This window comes from Streptomyces sp. NBC_00569 (assembly GCF_036345255.1).
In the GTDB taxonomy this organism is placed as follows: domain Bacteria; phylum Actinomycetota; class Actinomycetes; order Streptomycetales; family Streptomycetaceae; genus Streptomyces.
This window is the reverse complement of the sequence record NZ_CP107783.1, coordinates 5,843,708-5,869,310: the sequence shown is the minus strand read 5'-3', so window position 1 is coordinate 5,869,310 and position 25,603 is coordinate 5,843,708. Positions and strand designations below refer to the sequence as shown.

General features: G+C 70.3%; 25 protein-coding genes. 11 read left to right on the top strand and 14 right to left on the bottom strand.

Annotated features, from left to right (window positions below):
* Positions 1 to 23 precede the first annotated feature (23 nt).
* The 4 genes from OHO83_RS26500 (at position 24) to OHO83_RS26485 (ending at position 3,012) form a co-directional block, all read left to right on the top strand.
* Entirely contained in the window at positions 24 to 1,001 is a 978-nt protein-coding gene (locus OHO83_RS26500; RefSeq protein WP_100596162.1) for a ribose-phosphate diphosphokinase, read from the top strand.
* A 179-nt stretch (positions 1,002 to 1,180) separates the two neighbouring features.
* Entirely contained in the window at positions 1,181 to 1,765 is a 585-nt protein-coding gene (locus OHO83_RS26495) for a 50S ribosomal protein L25/general stress protein Ctc (protein ID WP_266671366.1), read from the top strand.
* Positions 1,766 to 1,865: 100 nt separating this feature from the next.
* Positions 1,866 to 2,462: an aminoacyl-tRNA hydrolase gene (gene pth / locus OHO83_RS26490; RefSeq protein WP_227295189.1), complete on the top strand. Its 597-nt coding sequence runs from the start codon at positions 1,866 to 1,868 to the stop codon at positions 2,460 to 2,462.
* A 94-nt stretch (positions 2,463 to 2,556) separates the two neighbouring features.
* Positions 2,557 to 3,012 (top strand): hypothetical protein, encoded by a 456-nt coding sequence (locus OHO83_RS26485; RefSeq protein ID WP_266671369.1) that lies wholly within the window; start codon positions 2,557 to 2,559, stop codon positions 3,010 to 3,012.
* Positions 3,013 to 3,043: 31 nt separating this feature from the next.
* Here the strand turns inward: OHO83_RS26485 and ppc are convergent, their stop codons facing one another.
* Entirely contained in the window at positions 3,044 to 5,782 is a 2,739-nt protein-coding gene (gene ppc / locus OHO83_RS26480; protein ID WP_266671371.1) for a phosphoenolpyruvate carboxylase, read from the bottom strand.
* 275 nt (positions 5,783 to 6,057) lie between these two features.
* Between ppc and OHO83_RS26475 the strand changes: the two genes are divergently transcribed.
* The gene (locus tag OHO83_RS26475; protein ID WP_266671373.1) at positions 6,058 to 7,053 is read left to right on the top strand and encodes an acyl-CoA desaturase; all 996 of its coding nucleotides are present in this window, start codon (positions 6,058 to 6,060) and stop codon (positions 7,051 to 7,053) included.
* Complete coding sequence (locus OHO83_RS26470; protein ID WP_266671375.1) at positions 7,050 to 7,733, top strand: TetR/AcrR family transcriptional regulator; 684 nt, start codon at positions 7,050 to 7,052, stop codon at positions 7,731 to 7,733. The genes OHO83_RS26475 and OHO83_RS26470 overlap by 4 nt, the downstream gene beginning before the upstream one ends.
* Here OHO83_RS26470 and OHO83_RS26465 read toward each other — a convergent pair.
* The gene (locus OHO83_RS26465) at positions 7,730 to 8,104 is read right to left on the bottom strand and encodes a VOC family protein (RefSeq protein ID WP_266671377.1); all 375 of its coding nucleotides are present in this window, start codon (positions 8,102 to 8,104) and stop codon (positions 7,730 to 7,732) included. The two genes, OHO83_RS26470 and OHO83_RS26465, sit on opposite strands and share 4 nt — an antisense overlap.
* Positions 8,104 to 8,895 carry a trans-aconitate 2-methyltransferase gene (locus tag OHO83_RS26460; RefSeq protein ID WP_266671379.1) on the bottom strand — a complete coding sequence of 264 codons (792 nt, stop codon included), beginning with the start codon at positions 8,893 to 8,895 and terminating at the stop codon, positions 8,104 to 8,106. Before OHO83_RS26460 ends, OHO83_RS26465 begins: the two co-directional genes overlap by 1 nt.
* A gap of 89 nt (positions 8,896 to 8,984) precedes the next feature.
* Between OHO83_RS26460 and OHO83_RS26455 the strand changes: the two genes are divergently transcribed.
* Positions 8,985 to 9,482 carry a MarR family winged helix-turn-helix transcriptional regulator gene (locus tag OHO83_RS26455; RefSeq protein ID WP_100596154.1) on the top strand — a complete coding sequence of 166 codons (498 nt, stop codon included), beginning with the start codon at positions 8,985 to 8,987 and terminating at the stop codon, positions 9,480 to 9,482.
* Between the two features lie 25 nt (positions 9,483 to 9,507).
* Here OHO83_RS26455 and OHO83_RS26450 read toward each other — a convergent pair whose 3' ends face one another.
* On the bottom strand, positions 9,508 to 10,257 hold the full coding sequence (locus OHO83_RS26450) for a LuxR C-terminal-related transcriptional regulator (protein ID WP_266671381.1): 750 nt from the start codon (positions 10,255 to 10,257) through the stop codon (positions 9,508 to 9,510).
* Between the two features lie 266 nt (positions 10,258 to 10,523).
* Here OHO83_RS26450 and OHO83_RS26445 point away from each other — a divergent pair, with 266 nt between their 5' ends.
* Positions 10,524 to 10,979, top strand: coding sequence for a GNAT family N-acetyltransferase (locus OHO83_RS26445; protein WP_266671383.1), 456 nt, complete (start codon positions 10,524 to 10,526; stop codon positions 10,977 to 10,979).
* Positions 10,980 to 11,182: 203 nt separating this feature from the next.
* Here the strand turns inward: OHO83_RS26445 and galK are convergent, their stop codons facing one another.
* Genes galK through galT form a run of 3 tightly spaced genes read right to left on the bottom strand, consistent with a single transcriptional unit; the run spans position 11,183 to position 14,382 of the window.
* Entirely contained in the window at positions 11,183 to 12,355 is a 1,173-nt protein-coding gene (gene galK / locus OHO83_RS26440) for a galactokinase (RefSeq protein WP_266671385.1), read from the bottom strand.
* Positions 12,356 to 12,358: 3 nt separating this feature from the next.
* The gene (gene galE / locus OHO83_RS26435) at positions 12,359 to 13,324 is read right to left on the bottom strand and encodes a UDP-glucose 4-epimerase GalE (protein ID WP_266671387.1); all 966 of its coding nucleotides are present in this window, start codon (positions 13,322 to 13,324) and stop codon (positions 12,359 to 12,361) included.
* Positions 13,321 to 14,382 carry a galactose-1-phosphate uridylyltransferase gene (gene galT, locus OHO83_RS26430; protein WP_266671389.1) on the bottom strand — a complete coding sequence of 354 codons (1,062 nt, stop codon included), beginning with the start codon at positions 14,380 to 14,382 and terminating at the stop codon, positions 13,321 to 13,323. Before galT ends, galE begins: the two co-directional genes overlap by 4 nt.
* A 211-nt stretch (positions 14,383 to 14,593) precedes the next feature.
* On the opposite strand from galT, the gene OHO83_RS26425 reads away from it, so the two are divergent.
* Both OHO83_RS26425 and OHO83_RS26420 read left to right on the top strand, forming a co-directional pair.
* Positions 14,594 to 16,276, top strand: coding sequence for a sodium:solute symporter family protein (locus tag OHO83_RS26425; RefSeq protein WP_266563290.1), 1,683 nt, complete (start codon positions 14,594 to 14,596; stop codon positions 16,274 to 16,276).
* 18 nt (positions 16,277 to 16,294) lie between these two features.
* Positions 16,295 to 16,573: a hypothetical protein gene (locus OHO83_RS26420; RefSeq protein WP_266671391.1), complete on the top strand. Its 279-nt coding sequence runs from the start codon at positions 16,295 to 16,297 to the stop codon at positions 16,571 to 16,573.
* 22 nt (positions 16,574 to 16,595) lie between these two features.
* Here the strand turns inward: OHO83_RS26420 and OHO83_RS26415 are convergent, their stop codons facing one another.
* The 4 genes from OHO83_RS26415 to OHO83_RS26400 form a co-directional block, all read right to left on the bottom strand.
* A complete protein-coding gene (locus OHO83_RS26415; RefSeq protein ID WP_266671393.1) occupies positions 16,596 to 17,333 on the bottom strand; it encodes a helix-turn-helix transcriptional regulator in 738 nt (245 codons plus the stop codon).
* A gap of 246 nt (positions 17,334 to 17,579) precedes the next feature.
* Complete coding sequence (locus OHO83_RS26410) at positions 17,580 to 19,436, bottom strand: outer membrane protein assembly factor BamB family protein (RefSeq protein ID WP_266671395.1); 1,857 nt, start codon at positions 19,434 to 19,436, stop codon at positions 17,580 to 17,582.
* A 73-nt stretch (positions 19,437 to 19,509) separates the two neighbouring features.
* On the bottom strand, positions 19,510 to 21,309 hold the full coding sequence (locus tag OHO83_RS26405; protein ID WP_266671397.1) for an outer membrane protein assembly factor BamB family protein: 1,800 nt from the start codon (positions 21,307 to 21,309) through the stop codon (positions 19,510 to 19,512).
* A gap of 180 nt (positions 21,310 to 21,489) precedes the next feature.
* Positions 21,490 to 23,310 (bottom strand): ABC-F family ATP-binding cassette domain-containing protein, encoded by a 1,821-nt coding sequence (locus OHO83_RS26400; RefSeq protein WP_266671399.1) that lies wholly within the window; start codon positions 23,308 to 23,310, stop codon positions 21,490 to 21,492.
* Positions 23,311 to 23,401: 91 nt separating this feature from the next.
* Between OHO83_RS26400 and OHO83_RS26395 the strand changes: the two genes are divergently transcribed.
* Complete coding sequence (locus OHO83_RS26395) at positions 23,402 to 23,485, top strand: type II toxin-antitoxin system YoeB family toxin (protein ID WP_266676414.1); 84 nt, start codon at positions 23,402 to 23,404, stop codon at positions 23,483 to 23,485.
* On the opposite strand, the gene OHO83_RS26390 is transcribed toward OHO83_RS26395, so the two are convergent.
* From OHO83_RS26390 to rsmA, 3 genes are all read right to left on the bottom strand, one after another.
* Positions 23,473 to 23,745, bottom strand: coding sequence for a hypothetical protein (locus OHO83_RS26390; RefSeq protein WP_266671401.1), 273 nt, complete (start codon positions 23,743 to 23,745; stop codon positions 23,473 to 23,475). The genes OHO83_RS26395 and OHO83_RS26390 overlap by 13 nt on opposite strands.
* 76 nt (positions 23,746 to 23,821) lie before the next feature.
* Positions 23,822 to 24,721, bottom strand: a complete 900-nt coding sequence (locus tag OHO83_RS26385; protein ID WP_330279793.1) for a 4-(cytidine 5'-diphospho)-2-C-methyl-D-erythritol kinase — start codon at positions 24,719 to 24,721, stop codon at positions 23,822 to 23,824.
* Positions 24,718 to 25,581 (bottom strand): 16S rRNA (adenine(1518)-N(6)/adenine(1519)-N(6))-dimethyltransferase RsmA, encoded by an 864-nt coding sequence (gene rsmA / locus OHO83_RS26380; RefSeq protein WP_266671404.1) that lies wholly within the window; start codon positions 25,579 to 25,581, stop codon positions 24,718 to 24,720. The genes OHO83_RS26385 and rsmA overlap by 4 nt, the downstream gene beginning before the upstream one ends.
* Between the last annotated feature and the right edge of the window lie 22 nt (positions 25,582 to 25,603).

Below are 25,603 nucleotides of genomic sequence, written 5' to 3'. Positions count from 1 at the left end.
ACGCGTCTGAGGAGACAAGTGCTGTGAGCGGGATCAAGACGACCGGCGAGAAGAAACTGATGCTCTTCTCCGGCCGCGCCCACCCCGAGCTTGCCGAGGAGGTCGCGCACGCTCTCGGTGTCGGGATCGTTCCGACCAAGGCATTCGATTTCGCCAATGGCGAGATCTATGTCCGCTATCAGGAGTCCGCTCGCGGCGCTGACTGCTTCCTGATCCAGAGCCACACGGCTCCGATCAACAAGTGGATCATGGAGCAGCTCATCATGATCGACGCGCTGAAGCGTGCGTCGGCCCGCTCCATCACGGTGATCGTGCCGTTCTACGGTTACGCCCGTCAGGACAAGAAGCACCGTGGACGTGAACCGATTTCGGCGCGTCTGGTGGCGGACCTGATGAAGACGGCGGGTGCGGACCGCATTCTGACGGTGGATCTGCACACGGACCAGATCCAGGGCTTCTTCGACGGCCCGGTGGACCACCTGTTCGCGCTGCCGATCCTGGCGGACTACGTGGGGGCGAAGGTCGACCGCGCCAAGCTCACGGTGGTGTCTCCGGATGCCGGCCGTGTGCGTGTGGCGGACCGTTGGTGTGACCGTCTGGGCGCGCCGCTGGCGATCGTGCACAAGCGTCGTGACAAGGACGTGGCGAACCAGGTCACCGTGCACGAGGTCGTCGGTGATGTGAAGGGCCGTGTCTGCGTCCTGGTGGACGACATGATCGACACGGGTGGCACGATCTGTGCCGCGGCGGACGCGCTGTTCGCGCACGGTGCGGAGGACGTCATCGTGACGGCGACGCACGGTGTGCTGTCGGGTCCGGCGGCGGACCGTCTGAAGAACTCGAAGGTGAGCGAGTTCGTCTTCACGGACACGCTGCCGACGCCGGGTGAGCTGGAGCTGGACAAGATCACGGTGCTGTCGATCGCGCCGACGATCGCGCGTGCGGTGCGTGAGGTCTTCGAGGACGGTTCGGTGACGAGCCTGTTCGAGGAGCAGGCGTAGTCGCGCTGAGGCTCTTCTAGATCGATTTTGGGGCGGCCTTCCCGCCGGGTAGACTCACGGAGTTGCTCGGCGAGGGAGGCCGCACTGTCATGTGCGGCGGTCCGTTATCGACGCGCTCTTCGTAGCAGGCCCGTTCGTGGCCGGGTGACCACCTTTCCCCTTTTCTACGAGGAGTGCACATGGCTGAGATCAAGATTGCCGCCGACATCCGTACCGACTTCGGCAAGGGCGCTGCCCGCGCCGTTCGCCGTGAGAACAAGGTTCCCGGTGTCATCTACGGTCACGGCACCGAGCCGGTTCACGTGACGCTGCCGGGCCACGAGCTGCTGCTCGCCCTGCGTACCCCGAACGTTCTGCTGTCCCTGGACATCGACGGCAAGAACGAGCTGGCGATCCCGAAGGCCGTCCAGCGTGACGCCATCAAGGGTTACCTGGTCCACGTCGACCTGCTGCTCGTCAAGCGCGGCGAGAAGGTCACGGTCGAGGTTGCGGTCGAGACCGAGGGCGACCTGGCCCCGGGCAGCTTCCTCGTCGAGAACGTGCTGAACACGCTGTCCGTCGAGACCGAGGCCACGCACATCCCGACCTCCGTCACCGTGTCGATCGCGGGCCTGGAGGGCGGCGACGCCATCCACGCGAAGGACGTCACGCTGCCGTCCGGTACGACCCTGGTCACGGACCCCGACGCCGTCGTCATCCAGATCCTGGCCGCGCAGGCCGAGGAGCCGGCTGCCGAGTCCGAGGACGAGGCCGCCGAGGCCTGAGCCGTACGCTCTGCTTGACGGGGTGGCGGGCCACTGCGGCCCGCCACCCCGTTTTTTCATGTTCCCGTCCGTGTGTTGTACGTGAGGAGACGCGGTCCCGATGACGACCGATGCCACTGCCCCCTGGCTCATCGTGGGTCTCGGGAATCCCGGGCCCGAGTACGCGATGAACCGGCACAACGTGGGCTTCATGGTGGCCGATCTGCTCGCGGAGCGGATCGGCGGCAAGTTCAAGCGGGCCGGCAAGGCTCAGGCGCAGGTGCTGGAGGGGCGGATCGGTGCGCCGGGTCCGCAGAATCGCCGGGTGATCCTGGCGAAGCCGATGTCGTTCATGAACGTGTCGGGTGGTCCGGTGACGGGTCTGCGGGACTTCTACAAGGTGCCGGTCGGCAACATCGTGGCGATCCATGACGAGCTGGACATCGACTACGGGACGATGCGGCTGAAGCTGGGCGGTGGCGACAACGGGCACAACGGTCTGAAGTCGATCACGAAGTCGATGGGTGCGGACTATCACCGGGTGCGGTTCGGGATCGGGCGTCCGCCGGGGCGTATGCAGGTCGCGGACTTCGTTCTGAAGGACTTCTCGTCGACGGAGCGCAAGGAGCTGGACTACCTGGTGGACCGGGCGGCGGACTCGGTGGAGTGTCTGGTCACGGAGGGCCTGGAGCGGGCGCAGAGCGCGTACAACTCCTGAGTTCGCCGGGCATCTCGACAGGTCACGGGCATCTCGCCCGGGGTGTGCCGGCTCTTCTTGACTCTCCGCGGGGCCATGGCCAAGGATCGCGGCCATGCTCTCGTACACCCGGCGGGCCGCGATGACGGTCGTGGCCCTGCTGATCCTGATCGCGGGCGTCCGGGCGTCCTGGGCGTCGGCTCAGCACGTGATGCTCACCAAGGGCCGTGAGCGCGGCACGATGACGGTGACGCGGTGCACCGACGACACGTGCGCCGGCCCCTACGCTCCCCTGTCGCCGGGTTCGCAGCCCCGCGACCGTGTCGTCATCGACCGGTCGATCGCGGAGAAGAAGGGCGCGCGTATCCCGGTGGTGGTGAAGCCCGGTACGGGCGAGGTGGTGCGCTCGGGGGCCGCGGGGTTCTTCCACGCGTGGGTCCCGCTGGGCGGTGCGCTGCTGCTGGCCGCCGTGGTGATCGCGGGCGGGCTGCGTCTGACGCGCTGGGCATGGGTGACGGCAGCCACCGGGGTCGCGTTGCTGAGTGCCGCGTTCGCGACGCTCACCTGGTGAACTGCCGTCATCCGTCGTCCGGTCGCAGTGATCAGCCCGTGTTGCGCAGGCCCGCCGCCACTCCGTTCACGGTGAGCAGGAGCGCCCGCCCGAGCAGCGGGTCCGGCTCGGCGCCGGCGGCCGCGTCGTCACGCTGGCGCTTGAGCAGGGCCACCTGGAGGTACGAGATCGGGTCCAGGTAGGCGTCGCGGATCGAGAAGGTCTGCTGGAGCACCGGCTGCGTGTCCAGGAGTTCCTGGCCGCCGGTGATGCGGAGCACCTCCTGAACGGTCAGCGCGTGCTCCGCCTCGATGTCGGCGAAGACGTGCTTGAGCTCGTCGGGGACGAGCGTGTCGACGTAGTGCCGGGCGATCCGCAGGTCCGTCTTGGCGAGCGTCATCTCGACGTTCGACAGGAAGTTGCGGAAGAAGTGCCACTGCTCGCTCATCTCGTCGAGGACGGTGCCGAGACCGGCCTCGCGCAGTGCCTTGAGTCCGGAGCCGACGCCGAACCAGCCGGGCACGATCTGCCGCGACTGGGTCCAGCCGAACACCCACGGGATGGCGCGCAGGCCGTCGAGCGAGACGCCCGAGCCGGGGCGGCGGGAGGGCCGGGAGCCGAGGTGCAGATCGGCGAGCTGGTCGACCGGCGTGGAGGCGAGGAAGTACGTCGGCAGGTCCGGGTCCTCGACCAGCTTGCGGTAGGCGGCGTGCGCGGCGTCGGAGACGACGTCCATGGCCGCGTCCCAGCGGGCGAGGGCCTCGTCGGACTGGCGGGGCGCGGTGTGCAGCGCGGATGCCTGGAGGGTGGCGGCCACGGTCAGTTCGAGGTTCTCGCGGGCCAGGGACGGCACGAGGTACTTGTCGGAGATGACCTCACCCTGCTCGGTCACCTTGATCTCGCCCTCGAGGGTGCCCCACGGCTGGGCGAGGATCGCGTCGTGCGAGGGGCCGCCGCCGCGGCCGACGGTGCCGCCGCGGCCGTGGAAGAGGCGCAGGCGCACGCCGTAGCGGTGGGCGACGTCCCGCAGCCGGCGCTGGGCGCGGTGGATCTCCCACTGCGAGGTGGTGATGCCGCCGAACTTGGAGGAGTCCGAGTAGCCGAGCATGACTTCCTGGACGTCGCCGCGCAGGGCGACTAGGCGCCGGTAGGACGGGTCGGCGAGCATCTCGTCGAGGATGACGTCGGCGGCGCGCAGTTCGTCGGTGGTCTCCAGGAGCGGCACGATGCCGATCTTGGCCCAGCCGCCGTGCAGGTCGACGAGTCCGGCCTCGCGGGCGAGGACGGCGGCGGCGAACACGTCGTCGGCGCCCTGGCACATCGAGATGATGTACGACTCGATGACCTCGGGTCCGAAGACGTCGAGGGCGCGCTTGACGGTGTGGAAGACGCCGAGGGTCTTCTCGCCGGCGGCGTCGAGGGGTGCGGGCGAGGGGGCGAGGGGCCTGCGGGACCTGAGTTCCTTGGCGAGGAGCTTCTGGCGGTACTCGCGGGGCATGTCGGCGTAGCGCCAGGACTCCTCGCCGAGCCGGTCGAAGAGCTGGCCGAGGGCGTGGTGGTGGGCGTCGGCGTGCTCGCGTACGTCCATGGTGGCGAGCTGGAGGCCGAACGCGGCGAGTGTGCGGATGGTGCGGTTCATCCGGCCGTCGGCGAACAGGGCGCCGCGGTGTTCGCGCAGGGACGTCTGGATGAGCGTGAGGTCCTGGAGGAGTTCGCCGGTGCCGAGGTAGTCGCGGCCTTCCACGTGCGCGGTGCCCCTGGCGAGGCGCTCCTTGGTGTTCTCCAGCTTCTGCCGGATGCACGTGGCCTTGAGCCGGTAGGGCTCTTCGGAGTTGAGGCGCTTGTAGCGGGGGCTGATCTCCGGGAGGCGCTCCAGGTCGTTCTGGAGGGAGGCGAGGAGTTCCTCGGTGGCGCCGGTGTAGCGGATCGAGTTCGACAGGAAGCCGCGCAGCTCGTCGATGAGCTCCAGGGCGTCGTTGATGCCGTGCTCGTGCTGGAGGATCAGGACGTCCCAGGTGACGGCGGGGGTGACGTTCGGGTTGCCGTCGCGGTCGCCGCCGATCCAGGTGCCGAAGGTGAGGGGGCGGGTGGCGGCGGGGACGGTGACGCCGACGCGCTCCAGCTCGGCGGTGAGGTCCTCGAGGACGTCACCGACGGCGCCGGCGTGCAGCTCGTCGAGGTAGTAGATCGCGTTGCGTGCCTCGTCGGTGGGCTCGGGCCGTACGACGCGCAGTTCGTCGGTCTGCCACACCAGGTCGATGTTCTCGGCGAGGCGGGTGTCGTAGCGGCGGCGGTCGGCCTCGATGACGGGGGTCTCGAGGAGTTCGGCGACGCGGCGCAGCTTGTTGAGGACGGAGCGCCGGGCGGCCTCGGTCGGGTGGGCGGTGAACACCGGCCGTACGTTCAGGTTCCGGACCGTTTCGCGCAGGTGTTCGGCGTCAGCGTCCTTGAGCCGGTCGGCGGTGCGGGCGAGAAGGCTGCCCTCGGCGGCGCGGCGGGCGCGCAGCTCGCGGCCGCGGTGCACCTGCTCGGTCACGTTCGCCAGATGGAAGTACGTCGAGAAGGCGCGGACCAGCTTGGCCGCGGTCTCCAGTTCCGTCTCGCCGAGCAGGCGGGCGGCTGCCTCGCCGTCCTCCCGGGTGAGGCGGCGGACCTTCTCGACCAGTTCGAGGAGCTCGGGGCCCTCCTGGCGTACGAGTGTCTCGCCGAGGAGGTCGCCGAGTCGGCGGATGTCGGCGCGCAGCTCGGCGCTGGAAGTGGCCTCACGGCTCTGGTCGTCGGCACTGCTCACAGGTGCGGCTCCTTGCAGTGTTGAAGCACGTCTGGGAGGGAAATCCCGGGAACCGGGTATGAGTCCCGGGTGGAGATTCAGAGCGGACCGCGCTGTCCGACCGTTTCCAAGGATAGGTGTCCGCCCGGAGGGGCCGTTTCCGGGCCTCTTGCCGCTGGCCTGCGCGCTGCCATACTTACGACGCCGTAGGTTACGGACGCGTAGTAAAAGTTCTCCGTGCCACTCCCCGGCACCACATCCCCGTTCTCGACCCTCGACCCCACAGGGGACGCCCCATGACTCCAAGCCCCGATCTGATCGATGACGCCCCGGAGGCGTCGTCGAGTGACTCGACCGGCGCTCCGCTGCCCTCCGCCACGCTCGGCGGTGAGCAGAAGCGTTCGCTGGAGCAGCTCGCGCTGCTGCTCTTCATCACCGTCCCGTTCCTGGCGCTGGTCGCGGCGGTGCCGCTGGCCTGGGGCTGGGGTGTGAGCTGGCTCGACCTCGGCCTCATGGTGTTCTTCTACTACCTGGGCTGCCACGGCATCACGATCGGCTTCCACCGGTATTTCACGCACGGTTCCTTCAAGGCGAAGCGGCCGCTGCGGATCGCGCTGGCCGTCGCCGGCTCGATGGCGGTCGAGGGTCCTCTCGTGCGCTGGGTGGCGGATCACCGCAAGCACCACAAGTTCTCCGACGCGGAGGGTGACCCCCACTCGCCGTGGCGTTTCGGCGAGACGCTGCCCGCCCTGATGAAGGGCTTGTGGTGGGCGCATATCGGCTGGATGTTCGATGAGGAGCAGACGCCGCAGGAGAAGTACGCACCTGATCTGGTGAACGATCCCGCCATAAGGGCGATCTCGCGTCAGTTCATTTTCTGGACGATGCTCTCGCTGGCTCTGCCGGCGCTGATCGGCGGTCTGGCGACGATGTCGTGGTGGGGCGCGTTCACCGGGTTCTTCTGGGGCTCGCTGGTACGGGTGGCGCTTCTGCACCACGTCACGTGGTCGATCAACTCGATCTGTCACGCGGTGGGCAAGCGCCCGTTCAAGTCGCGTGACAGGTCCGGCAACGTGTGGTGGCTGGCGGTCCTGTCGTGCGGCGAGTCGTGGCACAACCTGCACCACGCGGACCCGACGTCGGCGCGGCACGGTGTCATGCGCGGCCAGGTGGACTCGTCCGCGCGGCTGATCCGCTGGTTCGAGCAGCTGGGCTGGGCGCATGACGTGCGCTGGCCGTCGAAGGAGCGGATCGCCTCCCGCCGCAAGCCGCAGGCCGCCGACGCGGCATGATGGAGCATGTGGCGACCGATCCGAACACTGCGAGCCCAGCCGGCAACGACAAGCCCCGGCGCGCGCGCCGCACCCGGATGACCGGTGCGGAACGCCGCCAGCAACTGCTCGAGATCGGTCGCACCCTCTTCGCCGCGAAGGGCTTCGAGGGCACGTCGGTGGAGGAGATCGCGGCGAAGGCCGGGGTCTCCAAGCCGGTGGTGTACGAGCACTTCGGCGGCAAGGAGGGCCTGTACGCGGTCGTCGTGGACCGTGAGATGCGCCAGCTCCTCGACATGGTGACCGGCTCGCTGACGGCCGGGCATCCGCGGGAACTGTGCGAGCAGGCCGCCTTCGCGCTCCTCGACTACATCGAGGAGTACACGGACGGCTTCCGCATCCTGGTCCGCGACTCCCCCATCCCGCAGTCCACGGGCTCGTTCGCCTCGCTGATCTCCGACATCGCGACGCAGGTCGAGGACATCCTGGGCCGCGAGTTCAAGAACCGCGGCTTCGATCCGAAGCTGGCGCCGCTGTACGCGCAGGCGCTGGTCGGCATGGTCGCCCTGACGGGCCAGTGGTGGCTGGACGCCCGTAAGCCGGAGAAGGCCGAGGTCGCGGCGCACCTGGTGAATCTGGCGTGGCACGGCTTGGACGGCATGGAGGCGAACCCGCATCTGATCGGGCGGCGCAAGAGCTAGGGCGGGCCTGGGGTGACCGGTTCGAGGAATTCGAGCCGGTTGCCCACCGGGTCGTCGGCGTAGAACCGGCGGTGGCCCGGCAGATCCCCGTCCCAGGTGATGCGCACGCCGTGCGCCGCGAGGCGCGCCGCGTAGGCCTCGATTCCCGTGACCCGCAGCCCCGGGTGGGCCTTGCGGGCCGGCCGGAAGTCCCGCTCGATCCCCAGGTGCAGCCGCACCTGGCCCGCCTCGAACCAGCAGCCCCCGCGCGCCGCGAGCGCCGGGGGCTTCGGCGTCTGCGTCATACCGAGGACGTCCCCGTAGAACCGGCGCAGCGCGTCCTCCGATCCCGCGGGGGCGGCGAGCTGTACGTGGTCCAGGGCCCGGAGCATCAGGCGTCGGCCGGCTTGCGGGCCACCGCGAAGAGGCGGCGGAAGGGGAAGACCGTGCCGTGGGGTGTCGCGGGGTAGGCGGTGCGGAGCAGGGCGCGGTACGCGACCAGGAAGGCCTCGGTGGCTCCCGGGTCGTCCGCGAGGGCGGTCAGGACGGGGCGCAGGCCCGTGCCCTTGACCCAGTCGAGGACGGGGTCCTCGCCCTGGAGGAGATGCAGATACGTCGTCTCCCAGACGTCCGCGTGGCAGCCGAGCGCGGTGAGCGCGTTCAGGTACTGCTCCGGGGTGTGGACGGCGTCCGCGTGGCGCAGTGTGTCGCCGAGCCGGTCCCGCCACCGCGCCGACTGTGCGAGTTCGCGCATCAGGACGTGGCTGGGGGCGTCGAAGTTGCCGGGGACCTGGAAGGCGAACGTGCCGCCGGGGGTGAGGCCGGCGAGCCAGTCGGGGAAGCGGCCGGTGTGGCCGGGGACCCACTGGAGCAGGGCGTTGGAGACGATCAGGTCGAAGGGCTCGCCGGGGGTCCAGGTGGTCGCGTCGGCGGGGGCGAAGTCGAGCAGGTCGGTAGCGTGGGCGGCGGCCTTCTCCAGCATCTGCGGGGAGTTGTCGTAGCCGGTGATCCTGGCCTTCGGCCAGCGCTCGGCGAGCAGGGCGGTGACGTTGCCCGCGCCGCAGCCGAGGTCGGCGATCCTCGCCGGGTCGCCCTGGACGCGGGCGAGGAGATCGGCGAAAGGGCGTGTGCGGTGGTCCGCGTGCCGGAGATACTGCTGGGGGTCCCAGGTGGGTGAGCTCATGGCGGTCAGGATCCTCCCGAATTTATCTCGATGTCAAGATAGTTGAATTCAAGAGACTTCATGTCGAGGGACCCACTAGACTGATCGTCATGGAGGACGAGGTCGACCGGCTGGTCGCAGCGTGGCGCCGAGAGCGCCCTGACCTCGACGTGGAGCCCCTCGAGGTGCTCAGTCGGGTCAGCAGGCTGGCGCGTCATCTTGACCGGGCCCGGCGCCTGGCGTTCGCCGAGCACCAGCTGGAGCCGTGGGAGTTCGACGTACTGACGTCCCTGCGGCGGGCCGGCGCCCCCTATCAGCTCTCCCCCGGACAGCTCCTCACGCAGACCCTCGTCACCTCCGGCACGATGACGAACCGTATCGACCGGCTCGCCAAGAAGGGCCTCGTCGAGCGCCTCCCCGACCCGAGTGACCGGCGGGGCGTCCTCGTCCGGCTGACCACCGAGGGGCAGGACCGCGCCGACCAGGCACTCGCCGGCCTCCTCGCACAGGAGCGGGCGATCCTCGCGGAGCTGTCCCGCACCCAGCGCGGCGAACTGGCGGGCCTGCTGCGGCAGTTGACCGCGCCGTTCGACAACATCCCCGGCTAGGACCCCAGCCGTACGGGTTCCCGCCCTACGACGCCGCTTCCAGGTCCGCGGGCCCGACCCCGGCCCTGCGCGCCAGAGCCACCGCCGCGAGCGTGGAGTGCACCCCGAGCTTGCCCAGCACGTTCTGCATGTGCGTACGGACCGTGTGCGGGGACAGGAAGAGGCGCTCGGCGACCGCCTTGCGGCCCAGGCCCGCGACCATGCAGCGCAGCACCTCGCGCTCACGCGGCGTCAGCGACTCCACCAGTCGCTCCGAATCGGTGCGGTGCTTGCGGGCCGCGGTCAGCTCCCGCAGGACGCTCGTGAGCAGGGCGGGCGGCAGATGCGTCTCGTCGCGCAGGACGCCCCGGATGACCGTGAGCAGCCGCGAGAGCGAGCAGTCCTTGGCGACCCAGCCGGAGGCGCCCGCCTGGAGCGCGAGGGCCGCGCGGCGCGGGTCGTCCTTGTCGGCGAGGACCACCGTCCGGACGGTGGGCTGGCCCGAACGGACGCCCGCCACCAGGGAGATCCCGTCGACCAGGCCGTCCTGGCCGGGCGTCGCGTCGGGCACGGCCGTCGCCGGGCGCGGGCCGTGCAGGGCCGCCCCCAGGTCGGCGTCCACGAGGAGGACGTCGAATCGGCGCCCTTCCGCCGCCGCGCGGTCCATGCAGCGCAGTGCGGCGGGGCCGCTGCCGGCCGCGGACACGTCCACGTCGGGCTCGGCGGCGAGAGCCGCGGCGAGCGACTCGGCGAAGATGCGGTGGTCGTCGACGACCAGGACTCGGATGCGAACCACGTGTATAACCCCCTCCCCCAAGCTCCTCGCGGAGCAGGGGATTCCCCAGCGCCGGGAGGCTGTCCGGCACGGGTACGGCGCCCGAAGAAGCAGGTCGTCGCGGTCGCACGGCCGCCGCCGTGCTCGTACCGCCACCCCCACTCCGGGCTCGTACCCGGCTGTCCCGCCCCCTGATCAGCACCGGCCCCCACCGGCGCTGCCCCTCAGAGTAGGGCCGCGGGCCAGGAGCGGAAGGCAATTTGCAGAACTGATTCGCCTGCGCGTTTATGGTGAGGCGTATGTTTCGTATTGAGACAGAAGTCGACAAACAGCGTCGCGATCTTCTTCACTTCCGGCTGCGTGAGGCGAATACCGCGGCGTCGGCGGAGCTCAGGTCTCTGCGCGGAACGCCCGATGACCGCGAAGTTCCGCTCCAGGTCTGGGCGTTGGACGAGAGCGGCGAGATCGCCGGCGGCCTCGACGGACACACCTGGGCGACCTGGCTCCACGTGAACCTGCTCTGGGTGGACGACCACCACCGCACGAAGGGCCTGGGCTCCCGCCTCCTCGCAGAGGCGGAACGCATCGCCCACGAGGACCGCGCCTGCCGCGGCGCCCGAGTGGAAACCTGGGACTTCCAGGCGCCCGGCTTCTACCGCCAGCACGGCTACGAACTCGTCTGCGTGATCCCCGACTACCCGCCAGGGATCAAAGAGTTCACCCTCACCAAGCGACTCGGCTGAACACACCCGACCCCACACCAGCGCCCCTGGGCCCGTGCGCGGAGCGCACCATGAGACACAGCCAGGCACCCGGCCTCTACCGCCGGCACGGCTACCAACTCGTCCGCGTGATCCCCGACTACCCGCCAAGAATCAAAGAGTTCACGCTCACCAAGCGACTCGGCTGATCCCCGGCTGTCCGCCGGGGATCAGGGAGTTCGCGCTTACGAAGCGGCCGGGGTGAGTTTGCGGGCTCCCGCCGACGGGACCGCCGGGAAGACTCGTGGCGCCGTGCGGCCCGCCGCGGCGAACGCCTCTGTGATCGACTTCGTCACCGCGTCCGCGTCCGTCTCCTCCACCAGGACGATCGCCGAGCCGCCGAAGCCGCCGCCGGTCATCCGGGCGCCGAGCGCGCCCGCCGCGTTCGCCGTGTCGACGACCAGGTCCAGCTCGGCGCAGGAGATGCGCAGGTCGTCGCGGAGCGAGACGTGGCCCTCGGTGAGGACCGGGCCGATCGCCCGTACGTCACCGGCGTCGAGGAGCTCGATGACCCGCTCGACTCGGTGGTCGTCGCAGACGATGTGGCGGACGTAGCGCACGATCCGCTCGTCGGTGAGGTCGGCCAACTTGGCGAGCGCTTGCGGCAGTTCCGCGTAGGACACGTCACGCAGATGGGAGACGCCGAGCGCGCGGGCACCCTCTTCGCAGCCCGCACGGCGCTCCGCGTACGCGCCGTCGCCGAGCTCGTGCTTGACGCGGGTGTCGACGACGAGGAGCTGGAGGCCGTGGGCGGCCAGGTCGAAGGGGACCTGGCGGACGGACAGGTCGCGGCAGTCGAGGTGCAGGGCGTGGCCCTCGGTGGCGCACGCCGACGCCATCTGGTCCATGATCCCGCAGGGCACGCGCACGAAGTCGTTCTCCGCGCGCTGCGCGATCCGCGCCAACTCGGGCCCGGTGAGCCCCAGCTCGAACAGGTCGTTGAGCGCGAGGGCCGTGACGACCTCGAGCGCGGCCGACGAGGACAGGCCCGCGCCGGTCGGCACGGTCGACGCGAGGTGGATGTCGGCGCCGGTGACGGTGTGCCCGGCCTCGCGCAGCGCCCATACGACGCCAGCCAGGTACGCGGCCCAACCGCCCTGCCCGAACTCGGAGAGCGGGGTCAGTTCGTCGGCCCGCAGTTCGGCGATCGGCGCGTCGATGTCCGCGGAGTGCAGCCGCAGGACGCCGTCGGTGCGGCGCGCGACGGCGGCCACCGCGGTGTGCGGCAGCGCGAGCGGCATCACGAAGCCCTCGTTGAAGTCGGTGTACTCGCCGATGAGGTTCACGCGTCCGGGCGCGGCCCAGACCCCCTCGGGCTCGTATCCGTACAGATCGCTGAACTGCGAGGCGACGGACATGACTTACCCCTCCTGGCGTGCCTGGGCGAAGGCCCAGGCGTCGGCGACGATTCCCGCGAGGTCCGCGCGGGACGGGTTCCAGCCGAGGCGCTCGCGCGCGGTGGCGGCAGAGGCGACGAGGACGGCCGGGTCGCCGCCGCGGCGCGGGGCGGTGATCTCGGGGATCGGGTGGCCGGTCACCTGGCGGACGGTCTCGATGACCTCGCGCACGGAGAAGCCGTTGCCGTTGCCGAGGTTGCAGATGAGGTGCTCGGCGGGGCGGGCGGCGTCCAGGGCGAGCAGGTGGGCCTCGGCGAGGTCGGCGACGTGGATGTAGTCGCGCACGCACGTGCCGTCGGGCGTCGGGTAGTCGTCGCCGTAGACGGAGATCGCGTCGCGCCGGCCCTGGGCGACCTGGAGGACGAGCGGGATGAGGTGCGACTCGGGGTCGTGGCGCTCGCCGCAGCTGCCGTAGGCGCCCGCCACGTTGAAGTAGCGCAGCGACACGGTGGCCAGGCCGTGCGCGGTCGCCTCCCCGGTGATCATGTGGTCGACGGCGAGCTTGGAGGCGCCGTACGGAGAGGTGGGGGCGGTGGGGTCGGACTCGGTGATGGGGGTGCTGACGGGCTCCCCGTACGTCGCCGCGGTGGAGGAGAAGACGAGCTTGCGGACGTCCGCCGAGCGCATCGCGGCGAGCAGCGCCATGGTGCCGCCGACGTTGTTGTCCCAGTACTTCTCGGGCTTCACGACGGACTCGCCGACCTGGGAGAACGCGGCGAAGTGCAGGACGGCGTCGAAGGACGGGTCGAGCCACTTGGCGGCGTCGCGGATGTCGCCCTCGACGAACGTCACCCCGGCGGGCACGCCCTCACGGAAGCCGGTCGAGAGGTTGTCGAGGACGGTGACGTCGTGCCCCGCCTCGACCAGGTGCTGCGCGACCACGCTGCCCACATATCCCGCACCACCGGTGACCAGGTACTTCCCGCTCATGTACTCGCTACCTCTCGCAGTCTCTCGGCCGCGGTCTCCGGCGGCACGTCGTTGATGAACACGCTCATGCCGGATTCGGAACCCGCGAGAAACTTCAGCTTGCCGGAAGTGCGGCGGATAGTGAAAAGCTCGAGGTGGAGCGCGAAGTCGTCCCGCTGGACGCCGGGGAAGTCGTCCAGGGTGCCGAACGGCGCCTGGTGCCAGGCGGCGATGTACGGCGTCGGGGACTCCCCCGCTCCGAAGAGCCGGTCGAAGCGCCTCAAGAGTTCCAGATAAACCTGGGGGAACTCTGTGCGCGCGTCGTCGTCGAGGGCGAGCAGGTCGGGCACGCGACGCTTGGGGTAGAGGTGCACCTCGTAGGGCCAGTGGGCCGCGTACGGGACGAAGGCCACCCAGTGGTCGCCCTCGAGGACGACCCGCTCGCCGGTGCGCTCCTCGGCGAGTACGTCGTCGAAGAGGTTGCGGCCGCCGGTCTGCTCCTTGTGCTCGGCGAGCGAGCGCAGCATGAGGGCGGTGCGCGGGGTGGTGAACGGGTAGCCGTAGATCTGGCCGTGCGGGTGGCCGAGGGTGACGCCGATCTCGGCGCCGCGGTTCTCGAAGCAGAACACCTGCTCCACGGAGTCCAGGTGGGACAGCTCTGCCGTCCGGTCGGTCCAGGCCTCCAGGACGAGCCCGGCCTGTTCCTCCGTGAGGTCGGCGAAGGACGACGTGTGGTCGGAGGTGAAGCAGACGACCTCGCAGCGGCCGGCGTCCCCGGCGAGCGAGGGGAAGCGGTTCTCGAAGACCGCCACGTCGTACGAGGAGTCGGGGATCTCGCTGAGCCGTTCGCCCTCGGACGGGCACAGGGGACACTCGTCGGCCGGCGGGTGGTAGGTGCGGCCCTGGCGGTGCGAGGCGATGGCGACGCTGTCCCCGAGGAGGGGGTCGCGGCGGATCTGCGAGGAGGAGGCGACGGGGTCCAGCGGACGCCGGTCCACCGCGTCCCGCACGACGTCGTCACGCGAGTCGTAGTAGATGAGCTCGCGACCGTCGGCGAGCCGGGTCGACGTCTTCTTCACGTCCGATGCTCCTCATTCGCATCAACTCAACATAATCAAACATAACAAAGCACGCTTCAACGGGATGGTCAAGGCCGCGCACGCATCCTTTGGTGCGTGGCGTGTCACTCGCATCACAATCCAACAAAGAACCTCAGCAGAAGTGTTCATTTATTGAACATAGAAGCGTAGGTTCCGGTCTGATCAGTTCGCGCAACGAAGCGAGTTCTCCATGCTGTCCCCCACACAAACCCTGGCCGCGGGGCTCCGGCTGCCCACCAACGGCCTCGACTACGCGATCCTGGCGATCTACTTCGCCGTGGTCCTCGGCATCGGGTTCGCCGCCCGGCGCTCCGTGAAGACCAGCCTCGACTTCTTCCTCTCGGGCCGCTCCCTGCCCGCCTGGGTGACCGGTCTGGCCTTCGTCGCGGCCAACCTGGGCGCCACCGAGATCCTCGGCATGGCGGCGACCGGCGCGCAGTACGGCGTCTCGGTCGTCCACTGGTACTGGATCGGCGCCATCCCGGCGATGGTCTTCCTGGGCCTCGTGATGATGCCCTTCTACTACCGCTCCAAGGTGCGCTCGGTCCCCGAGTACCTGCTCCAGCGGTTCGACAAGAGCGCGCACCTGCTGAGCTCCATACTCTTCGCCTTCGCGGCGATCCTGATCGCGGGCGTGAACCTGTACGCCCTGTCGATCGTCGTGGAGGCGCTGCTCGGCTGGCCGCAGTGGCTGGCGATCGTCGTCGCCGGTCTGTTCGTGCTCGCGTACATCACCATCGGCGGACTCTCCTCGGCGATCTACAACGAGGTCCTCCAGTTCTTCGTGATCCTCGCCGCGCTCATCCCCCTCTGCATCATCGGCCTCAAGCGGGTCGGCGGCTGGGGCGGCATGACCGACTCCCTGAAGAGCGCGCACGGCGACAACTTCCTCTCCGCCTGGGGCGGTACGGGCATCGGTGAGGCCAACCCGCTCGGCGCGAACTGGCTGACGATCATCCTCGGCCTGGGCTTCGTGCTCTCCTTCGGCTACTGGACGACGAACTTCGCCGAGGTGCAGCGCGCCCTGTCCGCGAAGAACCTCTCCGCCGCCCAGCGCACCCCGCTCATCGCCGCGTTCCCGAAGATCTTCATCGTCTTCCTCGTGATGATCCCGGGCATGGTCGCCGCCGTCCTCGTCCCGAAGATCGGCATGGCCGGCTCGGGCCTGACGTACAACGACGCGATCCCCTACCTGATGCAGGAGCTGCTGCCCAACGGCGTGCTCGGCATCGCGGTGACCGGTCTGCTCGCCGCGTTCATGGCGGGCATGGCGGCGAACGTGTCGTCCTTCAACACCGTGTTCACGTACGACATCTGGGCCAAGTACGTGAAGACCGGCAAGCCCGACGCGTACTACCTGAAGTTCGGCCGCCTCATCACGGCCGTCGGTGTCCTCGCGTCGATCGGCACGGCGTTCATCGCCTCGTCGTTCTCGAACATCATGGGCTACCTCCAGACGCTGTTCTCGTTCTTCAACGTCCCGATGTTCGTCGTCTTCATCATCGGCATGTTCTGGAAGCGCGCCTCGGTGAAGTCCGGCGTGTGGGGCCTGCTCGCGGGCACCACCGCCGCGATGGTCAACTACTTCTGGATCTACAAGCAGGGCGTCATCGACATCCCGACCGACCAGGGCGCCAACTTCGTGTCCGCGATCGTCGGCTTCGTCGCCGGCGCGGTCGTCATGGTCGTCGTCACCCTGTTCACCGCGCCCAAGCCGGAGGCCGAGCTCGCGGGCCTCGTGTACGGGACGACGGCACCGGGCCTGGAGGAGCCGCCCGCCGAGGGCGACGACGCCTGGTACCGCAAGCCCGCACTGCTCGGCTGGGGCGCCATCGTCCTCGCCGCACTGTGCTACGTCCCCTTCTCCCTCTGATCGGAGGCGCGATCAACCATGTCCGAACTCCATAACGAAGTCACCGAGTTGGAGCGCAAGTCCGCGACCGCGGCGCGGCTCTTCGACATCCGGCGCATCATCGGCGGACTGTTCGCGGTCTACGGGGTCATCGTCACGATCGCCGGTATCACGGCGTCCGACGCGGACCTGAAGAAGGCCGAGAACATCAACATCAACCTGTGGACGGGCCTCGGCATGCTCGCCCTCGGGCTGTTCTTCCTGGTGTGGCTGAAGCTGCGGCCGACACCCCCGCCGACGCCCGAAGCCGCCGAGTAACCAGCACTCCGGGGGCCGGAGTTCACCGCACAGGTGACTCCGGCCCCTGCGGCATCTCCTGACGGTCGCCGTCGTCGGCGTGGCCCGTCACCCGCAACGGCCCCGCCCGGTCGAGGAGCCCCGTGCGCGCGGCCAGCGCCGCCGCCTCCAGCCGCGAGCCGACCCCCAGCTTCATCAGGACCCGCTGCACGTGCGTACGGGCCGTGCTCGGGGCGATGCCCATGCCGGCCGCGATCAGCCGGGTGTCCTCGCCGTCCGCGACCCGCACCAGGACCTCGACCTCGCGCGGCGTCAGCATCTGCAGGAGCCGCTGCCCCTCGTCGTCGGGCTGCGCGGCCGGGTTGAGCAGCTCGCTGAAGGCCCCTTGCAGCAGCTGCGGCGCCACGGCCGCCTCTCCCGCCCGCGCCTTCATCAGGGCGCGCTCGACGCCCTCGATCCGCTCGTCGTGCCGTACGTAGCCGGAGGCGCCGGCCGCGAACGCCGCCGCGATCCCGCGCGGTGACGGCACGGGCCCGAGGACGACCACCGCCACCTGCGGACGCTCCCGCTTGATGCGCACGATCGGCTCGAAGATGCCCGGCTCCGCGGGCGTCGCCGTACCGATGAGACAGACCTCGGGCGCCCTCGCGATCACCAGCTCGGCCGCTCCCGCGGCGGGCGCGGCCGCCGCGAGCACCCGGTGCCCGCGCAGCTTGAGAGCCGAGGCGAGCGCCTCGGCGAGCAGTCGATGGTCGTCGACCACCATGAGCCGCACACCCATAGAGCCATCCCCCACATCCCCTGGGCTCCCGCGGGACCCCCAGAACCCCCTCGGTGCGGAAAGCCCCCCGACTCCCCGACCTCCTCCATCTCCCGGAAGCTACACGCTCGTTCGGCGTTGCGCTTCCCCTACTGGTGAGAAGTGACCCGGAATGCCGGATCTCCCGGCGGGCGGCGCACACGCCGACGGCCCCGCACCCTGTCCGGGTGCGGGGCCGTCGCGCGGCCGCGGTGAGCGGCGCAGGGGTTACTTCGCCGCGAAGACCACGGCCTCGTACTCCTTCTCGTCCGCCGAGTACGGCTTGGAGATCAGTTCCTTGCCCATGGCCAGCCTGCCGTTGGTGTAGAGCAGTTCGGACTGGGTGGGGGTCATGCTGCTGATGACGCTGGTCACGGTCTCCGTCGCCGGAGTGACCAGGAGCGTCTTCTGCTTCAGCGTCTTCGGGTCGATCGTGACGATCTCGGCGCCCTTGTCGTAGGGGCCGTCCTTGTACGCGAGGACGTTCCCGCCGTCCATGCGGACCGGGAAGAGCGTGTACTCGCCGCCGTCGACGCGGTCGCCGGTGAGCTGGCCGTTCGCCAGGGAGAACGACACGATCTCGTTGGTCTGGCCGGACGTGCCGCCGCCGTCGTGCTCACGGGTCGGCATGTAGACGCGGTCGTTGCCGACCGTGATGCCACGGCAGCCGTGCATCTCGCCGACCTCGCAGTCGAAGTCGTACCGGTCCTTCTCCAGCGAGACCTTGGCGCGCAGCTTGCCGGTGTCGTCGAGGGAGAACAGGTCCGACATCTCGACCTCCTCACCGGTGGCGATGACGAAGGTGACCGGCTTGGTGGAGACGACGGAGATGACGTTCACGTCGGCCGGGATCTTGTAGGTCCACTTCGGCTTGCCCGTCGTCGGGTCGAGGAGCTGCACCTGGTGCTTCTCGTCGCCGTAGTCACCGCACTTGCGCACGGCGACCAGCTGCTCGCCGCCGCGGTAGCCGACGTCCTCGCAGGAGCCGGTCTGCGGCTGCCACAGGATCTTGCCCGACTTGATGTCGAAGGCCGCGCCGCCGTCGTAGCCGCCGCCGACCGCCAGCGTGGAGCCGGTGATCGACAGTTCCTTGAACGGGATGTCACGGCCGCCGCTGCCGACGCTCTTCGTCCACAGCTTCTTGCCCGTGTCGACGTTGAAGACCGTGATCTTGGTGCACGGCTGGTAGTCGTACTCCTTGGGCTTGCGCGGAGCCGCCTCGCTGATGACCGCGCTCAGGCCGTCCTGGGTGACCTCGGGGGCGCCGCCGCAGGTCTGGCCGGGCAGCGGGAGCGTCCAGGACTTCTTGCCGGTGTCCGCGGCGTAGCCGTTGACCTCGCCCACACCCGCCTTGGCGTACGTCGTGTCCGTGAGCCAGGAGCCCTTGGTGCTGAACACCTCGTCCTTGGGCACCTCGTGCTGGGGCAGCTGGAAGAGGACCTGGGAGCTGGTGTTCCCCGGGACCTTCTCCTTGCTCGCGCCGCCGGTGGTGGTGCCGCCGGAGCCGCCCTTGTCCCCGCCGCCGCCCTTGCCGCCGGTGCCGCCGGTGGGGCCCGCGGTGCTGGCGTCGGTCTTGTCGTCACCGGACGACGCCGAGTACCAGACGCCGCCGCCGATGATCAGGGCGACCGCGACGACAGCGCCGATGATGATCATCATCTGGGAGCTGATCTTCTTGCCGGCGCCGCCCGCCGCCTGCATGGGCGTGGTGACCGGCGGCGGGTAGGCGCCGTACTGCGGCGGCTGCTGGCCCGGGTAGCCGTAGCCCTGCGGGGACGTCGGCGGCTGGCCCTGAGGAGCCTGCGGGTAGCCGTAGTTGGGGGCCGGCGGCTGCGGGTGGCCGTAGCCCCCCGGCTGGCCCTGCGGCGGCGGGGGCGGCGTCTGGGGCGCCTGCGGGTAGCCGTAGCCGGGCTGCTGCGCGGGCGGGGGCGGCGGCGTGGGAGCGCCGAACCCTCCCGGCGGCGGGTCCTGCGGGGCGCCGAACCCTCCGGGCGGCGGGTCCTGCGGCTTGCCGAAGCCCACCGGCGGCGGGCCCTGGGGCGGGCCCTGCGGCGGCTCGTTGGGCGGCTGGGGCGGCTGCGTCATGACGTCTGTACCTCGGGTGACGGGGAGAAGGAGCGGGCGGCGGAGCGGTGGGCGGTCACGGGGGCTGCGGCGGTCACTTGCCGTACGCCAGCATCAGTTTCTCCTCGCCCTTGGCGGTGCCGGACAGACGCGTCGTGGAGATGTAGAAGCGCCCGTCGACGTAGTCGATCGCCTTGGAGTAGAAGCCGTTCTCGATCTGCGCGGTTCCCGCCGGGTTCTGCAGCAGGGTCTTCGGCGTGTGCGAGCCCGCCGTCGCGATCGACACGACCCGGCCTCCGGCGTCGTACGAGGCGTTGACGTAGGCGATCACCGCGCCGCCCGAGGTCTTCAGCGGCAGCATGTTCTGCGCCACCGGCGACTTCGCGCGCCAGCGCTCCTTGCCGGTCTCCAGGCTGATCGCGACGACCTCGTTGGCGGTGCCGCTGGTGGCCTTGGTCGGCAGGTACAGGGTGTTGGTGTCGGCCGCGACACCCGTGCAGCCCTGGAGGTCACGGTCGAGGATGGCCCAGCCGCACTCGGGGGCGAAGTCCTCGTCGACCGAGACCTCGGAACGCACCGCGCTGCTGCCGTTCTTCAGCGTGGTGATGTTCCACTGCTTCTTGTCCTCGTTGGTGAGGTAGAGGACGACCGGCGAGACGGAGTAGGCGCGGGCGACCTTCCAGCCCTTGGGGAACGGCTTGGTCCACTTCGCCTTGCCCGTTGCCGGGTCCAGCTCCTGGATCTCGTCGTGCTCCTTGTCCGTGGAGGCACCGCAGGAGGAGACGGCCAGGAGGCGCTCGCCGCCGGCGAACGCGCCGGGGAAGCAGGCCGCGCCGTACTTCTTCTTCTCGAAGAGCTGCTTGCCGTCGCTGACGCTCAGGCCGAGGCCGGACATCTGGCGGCCGACCATCAACGTGCTGCCCGCGTAGGTGAGTTCGACGCCGGTACCGGTGCCGTCGAAGAGGTCCCCCTCGGGGATCTTCTTCTCCCAGTCCTTCTTGCCGGTCTTCAGGTCGATCTGCTGGACCTGGTTGCACTTGGCCCGGTCGGTGACACCGCTCATGTACGCGATGGCGACCTTGTCGTCGTCCGACTTCTGCACGCTGGCGCCGCAGATCTTCTGCGGCAGCTTGATCGTCGGCCAACTCGGCCTGCCGTCCGAGATGTTGTACGCGACGAGCTCGTTGTAGACCGCCTTCGCGGCGAGCGTGTCGGTGACCCACATGCCGGGCGCGTCCGCGCCGTCACCGGGAGCCTTGGGCGCCGTCTTGTACCAGAGGACCTTCGACTCACCGGCCTGGCGGCCCGCGTTGAGGTCTTCCTTGCCGTCGCGTCCGTCGCCGGAGCCGTCACCCGGGTCGACCGGAGCGGAGCCGGTGGGCTTGGGGTCCTGGCTCTTGTCGGCGACGGGGTCCTTCTTCTTGTCGTCACCGCCGCCCACGACCGACCACACCACACCGCCGGCGATCACGACGACGGCCACCGCGGCGGCCACGATGATCCCGGTCCGGCCCTTGAAGGGGTTCTTGCCGCCGCCGCCCGGGGTCGCGGGGCCACCGGAGAACGGGGGCTGCTGCTGCGGGTAGCCGTACTGAGGCTGTTGCCCGTAGGGGCCAGGCTGCTGCGCGCCGTACGGGCCGGGCTGCTGCGGAGGCTGACCGTAGGGTCCCGGCTGCTGCTGGGGCTGGCCATAGGGACCCGGCTGCTGAGGCTGGCCGTAGGGGCCGCTCTGCGGGGGCCGGCCGTACGGGCCGGGCTGCTGCGGGTAGCCGTACCCGGGCTGCGGGGCCGGCGGCGTCTGCGGCGGCTGGGCCGGCGGCTGCCCCGGAGGCTGCTGCGGGTCCTGTGGCGCTCCGAAGCCGCCTTGCGGCGGCTGGTTGGGCGGCTGAGTCATCAGCGCTCCCCCCTCTTCACTGATGTGTCTGCTCGCCTGGGTCGATTTCAGGACGTTCTCTGGTCGTTCTCAGGCAAACCCAGAGCGCCCTTTCTATCACCCTGCGCAGTACCACATCGGGCCGGTCGCTCCCCTGTTCCCAAGGGAGCACCGGCCCGTGATGGGTCTGTTACGGGAGCTTCACGCGTCCTCCGCGAGCTCGAGCCAGCGCATCTCCAACTCCTCGCGCTCCCCGATCAGTTCGCGCAGCTCGCTGTCCAGCTTGGCCACCTTCGCGAAGTCCGTTGCGTTATCGGCGATCTGCGCGTGCAGCTTGGTCTCCTTCTCGGAGATCTTGTCCATCTGCCGCTCGATCTTCTGGAGTTCCTTCTTCGCGGCGCGGGCGTCCGCGGCGGACACCGTCTTCTCCGGCGTGCCCGCGGCGGCGGCCGGGGCTGCGGCCGTCATCGAGGCGGCGACAGCCTCCTCCATGCGGCGGCGGCGCTCCAGGTACTCGTCGATGCCGCGCGGCAGCATCCGCAGTGCGGCGTCGCCGAGCAGCGCGAACACGCGGTCCGTGGTCCGCTCGATGAAGAACCGGTCGTGGGAGATCACGACCATGGAGCCGGGCCAGCCGTCGAGGAGGTCCTCCAGCTGCGTGAGGGTCTCGATGTCGAGGTCGTTCGTCGGCTCGTCGAGGAAGAGGACGTTCGGCTCGTCCATGAGGAGGCGCAGGAGCTGGAGGCGGCGGCGCTCACCGCCGGACAGGTCGCCGACGGGCGTCCACTGCTTCTCCTTGTTGAAGCCGAACGTCTCGCAGAGCTGGCCCGCGGTCATCTCACGGCCCTTGCCGAGGTCGACGCGGTCACGGACCTGCTGCACGGCCTGGAGGACGCGCAGTTCCGGGTTGAGCTCGGCGACCTCCTGGGAGAGGTAGGCGAGCTTCACGGTCTTGCCGACGGCGACGCGGCCCGCCGCGGGCTGCTCCTCGCCGTCGGTGCGGGCGGCCTGCGCCATGGCGCGCAGCAGCGAGGTCTTGCCCGCGCCGTTCACACCGACGAGGCCGATGCGGTCGCCGGGGCCGAGCTGCCAGGTCAGGTGCTTGAGGAGCACCTTGGGCCCGGCCTGCACGGTGACGTCCTCGAGGTCGAAGACCGTCTTGCCGAGCCGGGAGCTGGCGAACTTCATCAGCTCGCTCTTGTCGCGCGGCTCCGGCACGTCGGCGATGAGCTCGTTGGCGGCCTCGATGCGGTAGCGGGGCTTGGAGGTCCGGGCCGGGGCGCCACGGCGCAGCCAGGCCAGCTCCTTGCGCATCAGGTTCTGCCGCTTGGTCTCCTCGGTCGCCGCGATGCGCTCGCGCTCGGCGCGCGCGAAGACGTAGTCGCTGTATCCGCCCTCGTACTCGAAGACGTCGCCCTTCTGCACGTCCCACATGCGGGTGCAGACCTGGTCGAGGAACCAGCGGTCGTGGGTGACGCAGACGAGGGCGGAGCGGCGGGCCTGGAGGTGGCTCGCCAGCCAGGAGATGCCCTCGACGTCGAGGTGGTTGGTGGGCTCGTCGAGGACGATCAGATCGGGCTCGCCGATGAGGAGCTTCGCGAGGGCGATGCGGCGGCGCTCACCGCCGGACAGGGGCGCGATGACCGTGTCGAGTCCCTGCGGGAAGCCGGGCAGGTCGAGTCCGCCGAAGAGACCGGTGAGCACGTCGCGGATCTTGGCGTTGCCCGCCCACTCGTGGTCGGCGAGGTCGCCGATGACCTCGTGCCGGACGGTCGCCTCGGGGTCGAGGGAGTCGTGCTGCGTGAGGACGCCGAGGCGCAGGCCGCCGCTGTGGGTGACGCGGCCGGTGTCGGCGTCCTCCAGCTTGGCGAGCATCCGGATGAGGGTGGTCTTGCCGTCGCCGTTACGCCCGACGACACCGATCCTGTCCCCCTCGGACACGCCGAGCGATACGCCGTCGAGCAGGGCACGGGTGCCGTACACCTTGCTGACTGCCTCGACATTGACCAGGTTGACTGCCATTTCGCTCCTGACAAGGGGATGGATCAGTCTTCCAGCGTAGTCGCCGCGCCCGGCGTCCCGGCCGCGTGTCCAGGGCTGCGGGTCCCGGCGGATCACCGACGAGCACCGGCTCGTCCGCGAAGTCGTCGAGGACGAGGTCCGGGTCGCCGCCTGCCGGTACCGCTACAGCCGCTGACGCCTTCGTGCGGAGCGCCGTCGAGCGGCGCGGTTGCGGGGACCTGCGGCTCCCCGGCCGAGCACGGCGGCGACCTCGCGGGGCCGCGCGATCCGGCCCTGCCACCCGCCGCCGGACGGCGGCGGCAGGAGGTGGCCGCGGGTGGCGAGCGCGGAGTGCAGTCCGACGAGGGCGATCGCGCCGAGCGGTACGAGGACCTGCCCGCGGCCGATGCGGCGTCTGCGGCGCCGGTGCCGGGCGCTCGTGATGTCGGTGGTCATGGGACCACGGTGCCGCGGCGCCGTGGCGGTCGACAGCGCGGACGTACTCAGTTACCCGTGAGTACGTCCGGCTGCGTCAGCGCTGGACGACCGTCGCGCCCGGCGCCGGGGACGTCGTGACCCGTACGGAGCGGCAGGTGCGGGACGCCGTGAGGGCTGCGGCGACCGCCCGCGCCGACTTCTCGTCCGCGCACAGGAACGCCGTGGTCGGGCCCGAGCCGGAGACCAGGCCCGCGAGGGCGCCCGCCGACGTGCCCGCGTCGAGGGTGTCCTTCAGCGCGGGGAACAGGGAGAGCGCGGCCGGCTGGAGGTCGTTCGTGAGCGTCGCGGACAGCGCGCTCGCGTCGCCGGAGCGCAGCGCGTCGAGCAGGGCGGGCGAGGCCTCCGGCTCGGGGATCGCGCGCCCCTGCGCGAGGCGGTCGAACTCGCCGTACACGGCGGGCGTCGAGAGCCCTCCGTCGGCGGCCGCGAACACCCACCGGAACTCGCCGCCCACGTCCAGGGGTTGAAGCTTCTCGCCGCGTCCGGTGCCGAGGGCCGCCCCGCCGACCAGACTGAACGGCACATCGCTGCCCAACTCGGCGCAGATGTCGAGGAGTTCGTCCCGGGTGGCGCCGGTGCCCCACAGCGCGTCGCAGGCCACGAGTGCGCCGGCGGCGTCCGCGGAGCCGCCCGCCATGCCGCCGGCGACGGGGATGTCCTTGTCGATGTGCAGGTGGACAAGGGGCTCGATCCCGTACCGCTCGCCCAGCGCGATCGCGGCGCGGGCCGCGAGGTTGGTGCGGTCCAGCGGGACCTGGTCCGCGCCGGGACCCTCGCAGGTGAGGGTCAGTTCGTCGGCGGCGGTCGCCGTGACGTCGTCGTGGAGGCCGACGGCGAGGAAGACGTTGGCGAGGTCGTGGAAGCCGTCGGGGCGGGCCGCGCCGACCGCGAGCTGGACGTTGACCTTCGCGGGGACCCGTACCGTCACGCTCACTGCTTGTTCTCCGCGATCCGTGCGAACTCCTCGACCGTGATGGCCTCGCCGCGTGCCTGCGGGGAGACTCCGGCCGCGACCAGGGCGGCCTCGGCGGCGGCGGCCGATCCGGCCCAGCCGGACAGGGCGGCGCGCAGGGTCTTGCGGCGCTGGGCGAAGGCCGCGTCGACCACGGCGAAGACCTCGCGCTTGGAGGCGGTCGTCGCCACCGGCTCGGTGCGCCGGACCAGGGCCACGAGACCGCTGTCGACGTTCGGCGCGGGCCAGAACACGTTCCGGCCGATGGAGCCGGCGCGCTTCACGTCCGCGTACCAGTTGGCCTTGACCGACGGGACGCCGTAGACCTTCGAGCCGGGGGCGGCCGCGAGGCGGTCGGCGACCTCGGCCTGCACCATGACGAGCGTGCGCTCGATGGAGGGGAACGTGTCGAGCATGTGGAGCAGGACCGGCACGGCGACGTTGTAGGGCAGGTTCGCGACGAGCGCCGTGGGCGCGGGGCCCGGCAGTTCGCGTACCTGCATCGCGTCGGAGTGGACGAGCGCGAAGGCGTCCTTCTTCTGCGGGAGGCGGGCCTCGATCGTCGCGGGCAGCGCGGCGGCGAGCACGTCGTCGATCTCGACGGCGGTGACATGCGCCGCCGACTCCAGGAGCGCGAGGGTCAGCGAGCCGAGGCCGGGGCCGACCTCGACGACGTTGTCCTCGGGGGTGACCTGCGCGGTGCGGACGATGCGGCGGACCGTGTTGGCGTCGATGACGAAGTTCTGGCCGCGCTGTTTCGTGGGCCGCACGCCCAGGGCTGCCGCCAGTTCGCGGATGTCGGCGGGGCCAAGCAGGGGGCCCTGGGGGTCAGTGGTGCTCACGGTCTCAGGGTACGGGGCGCCG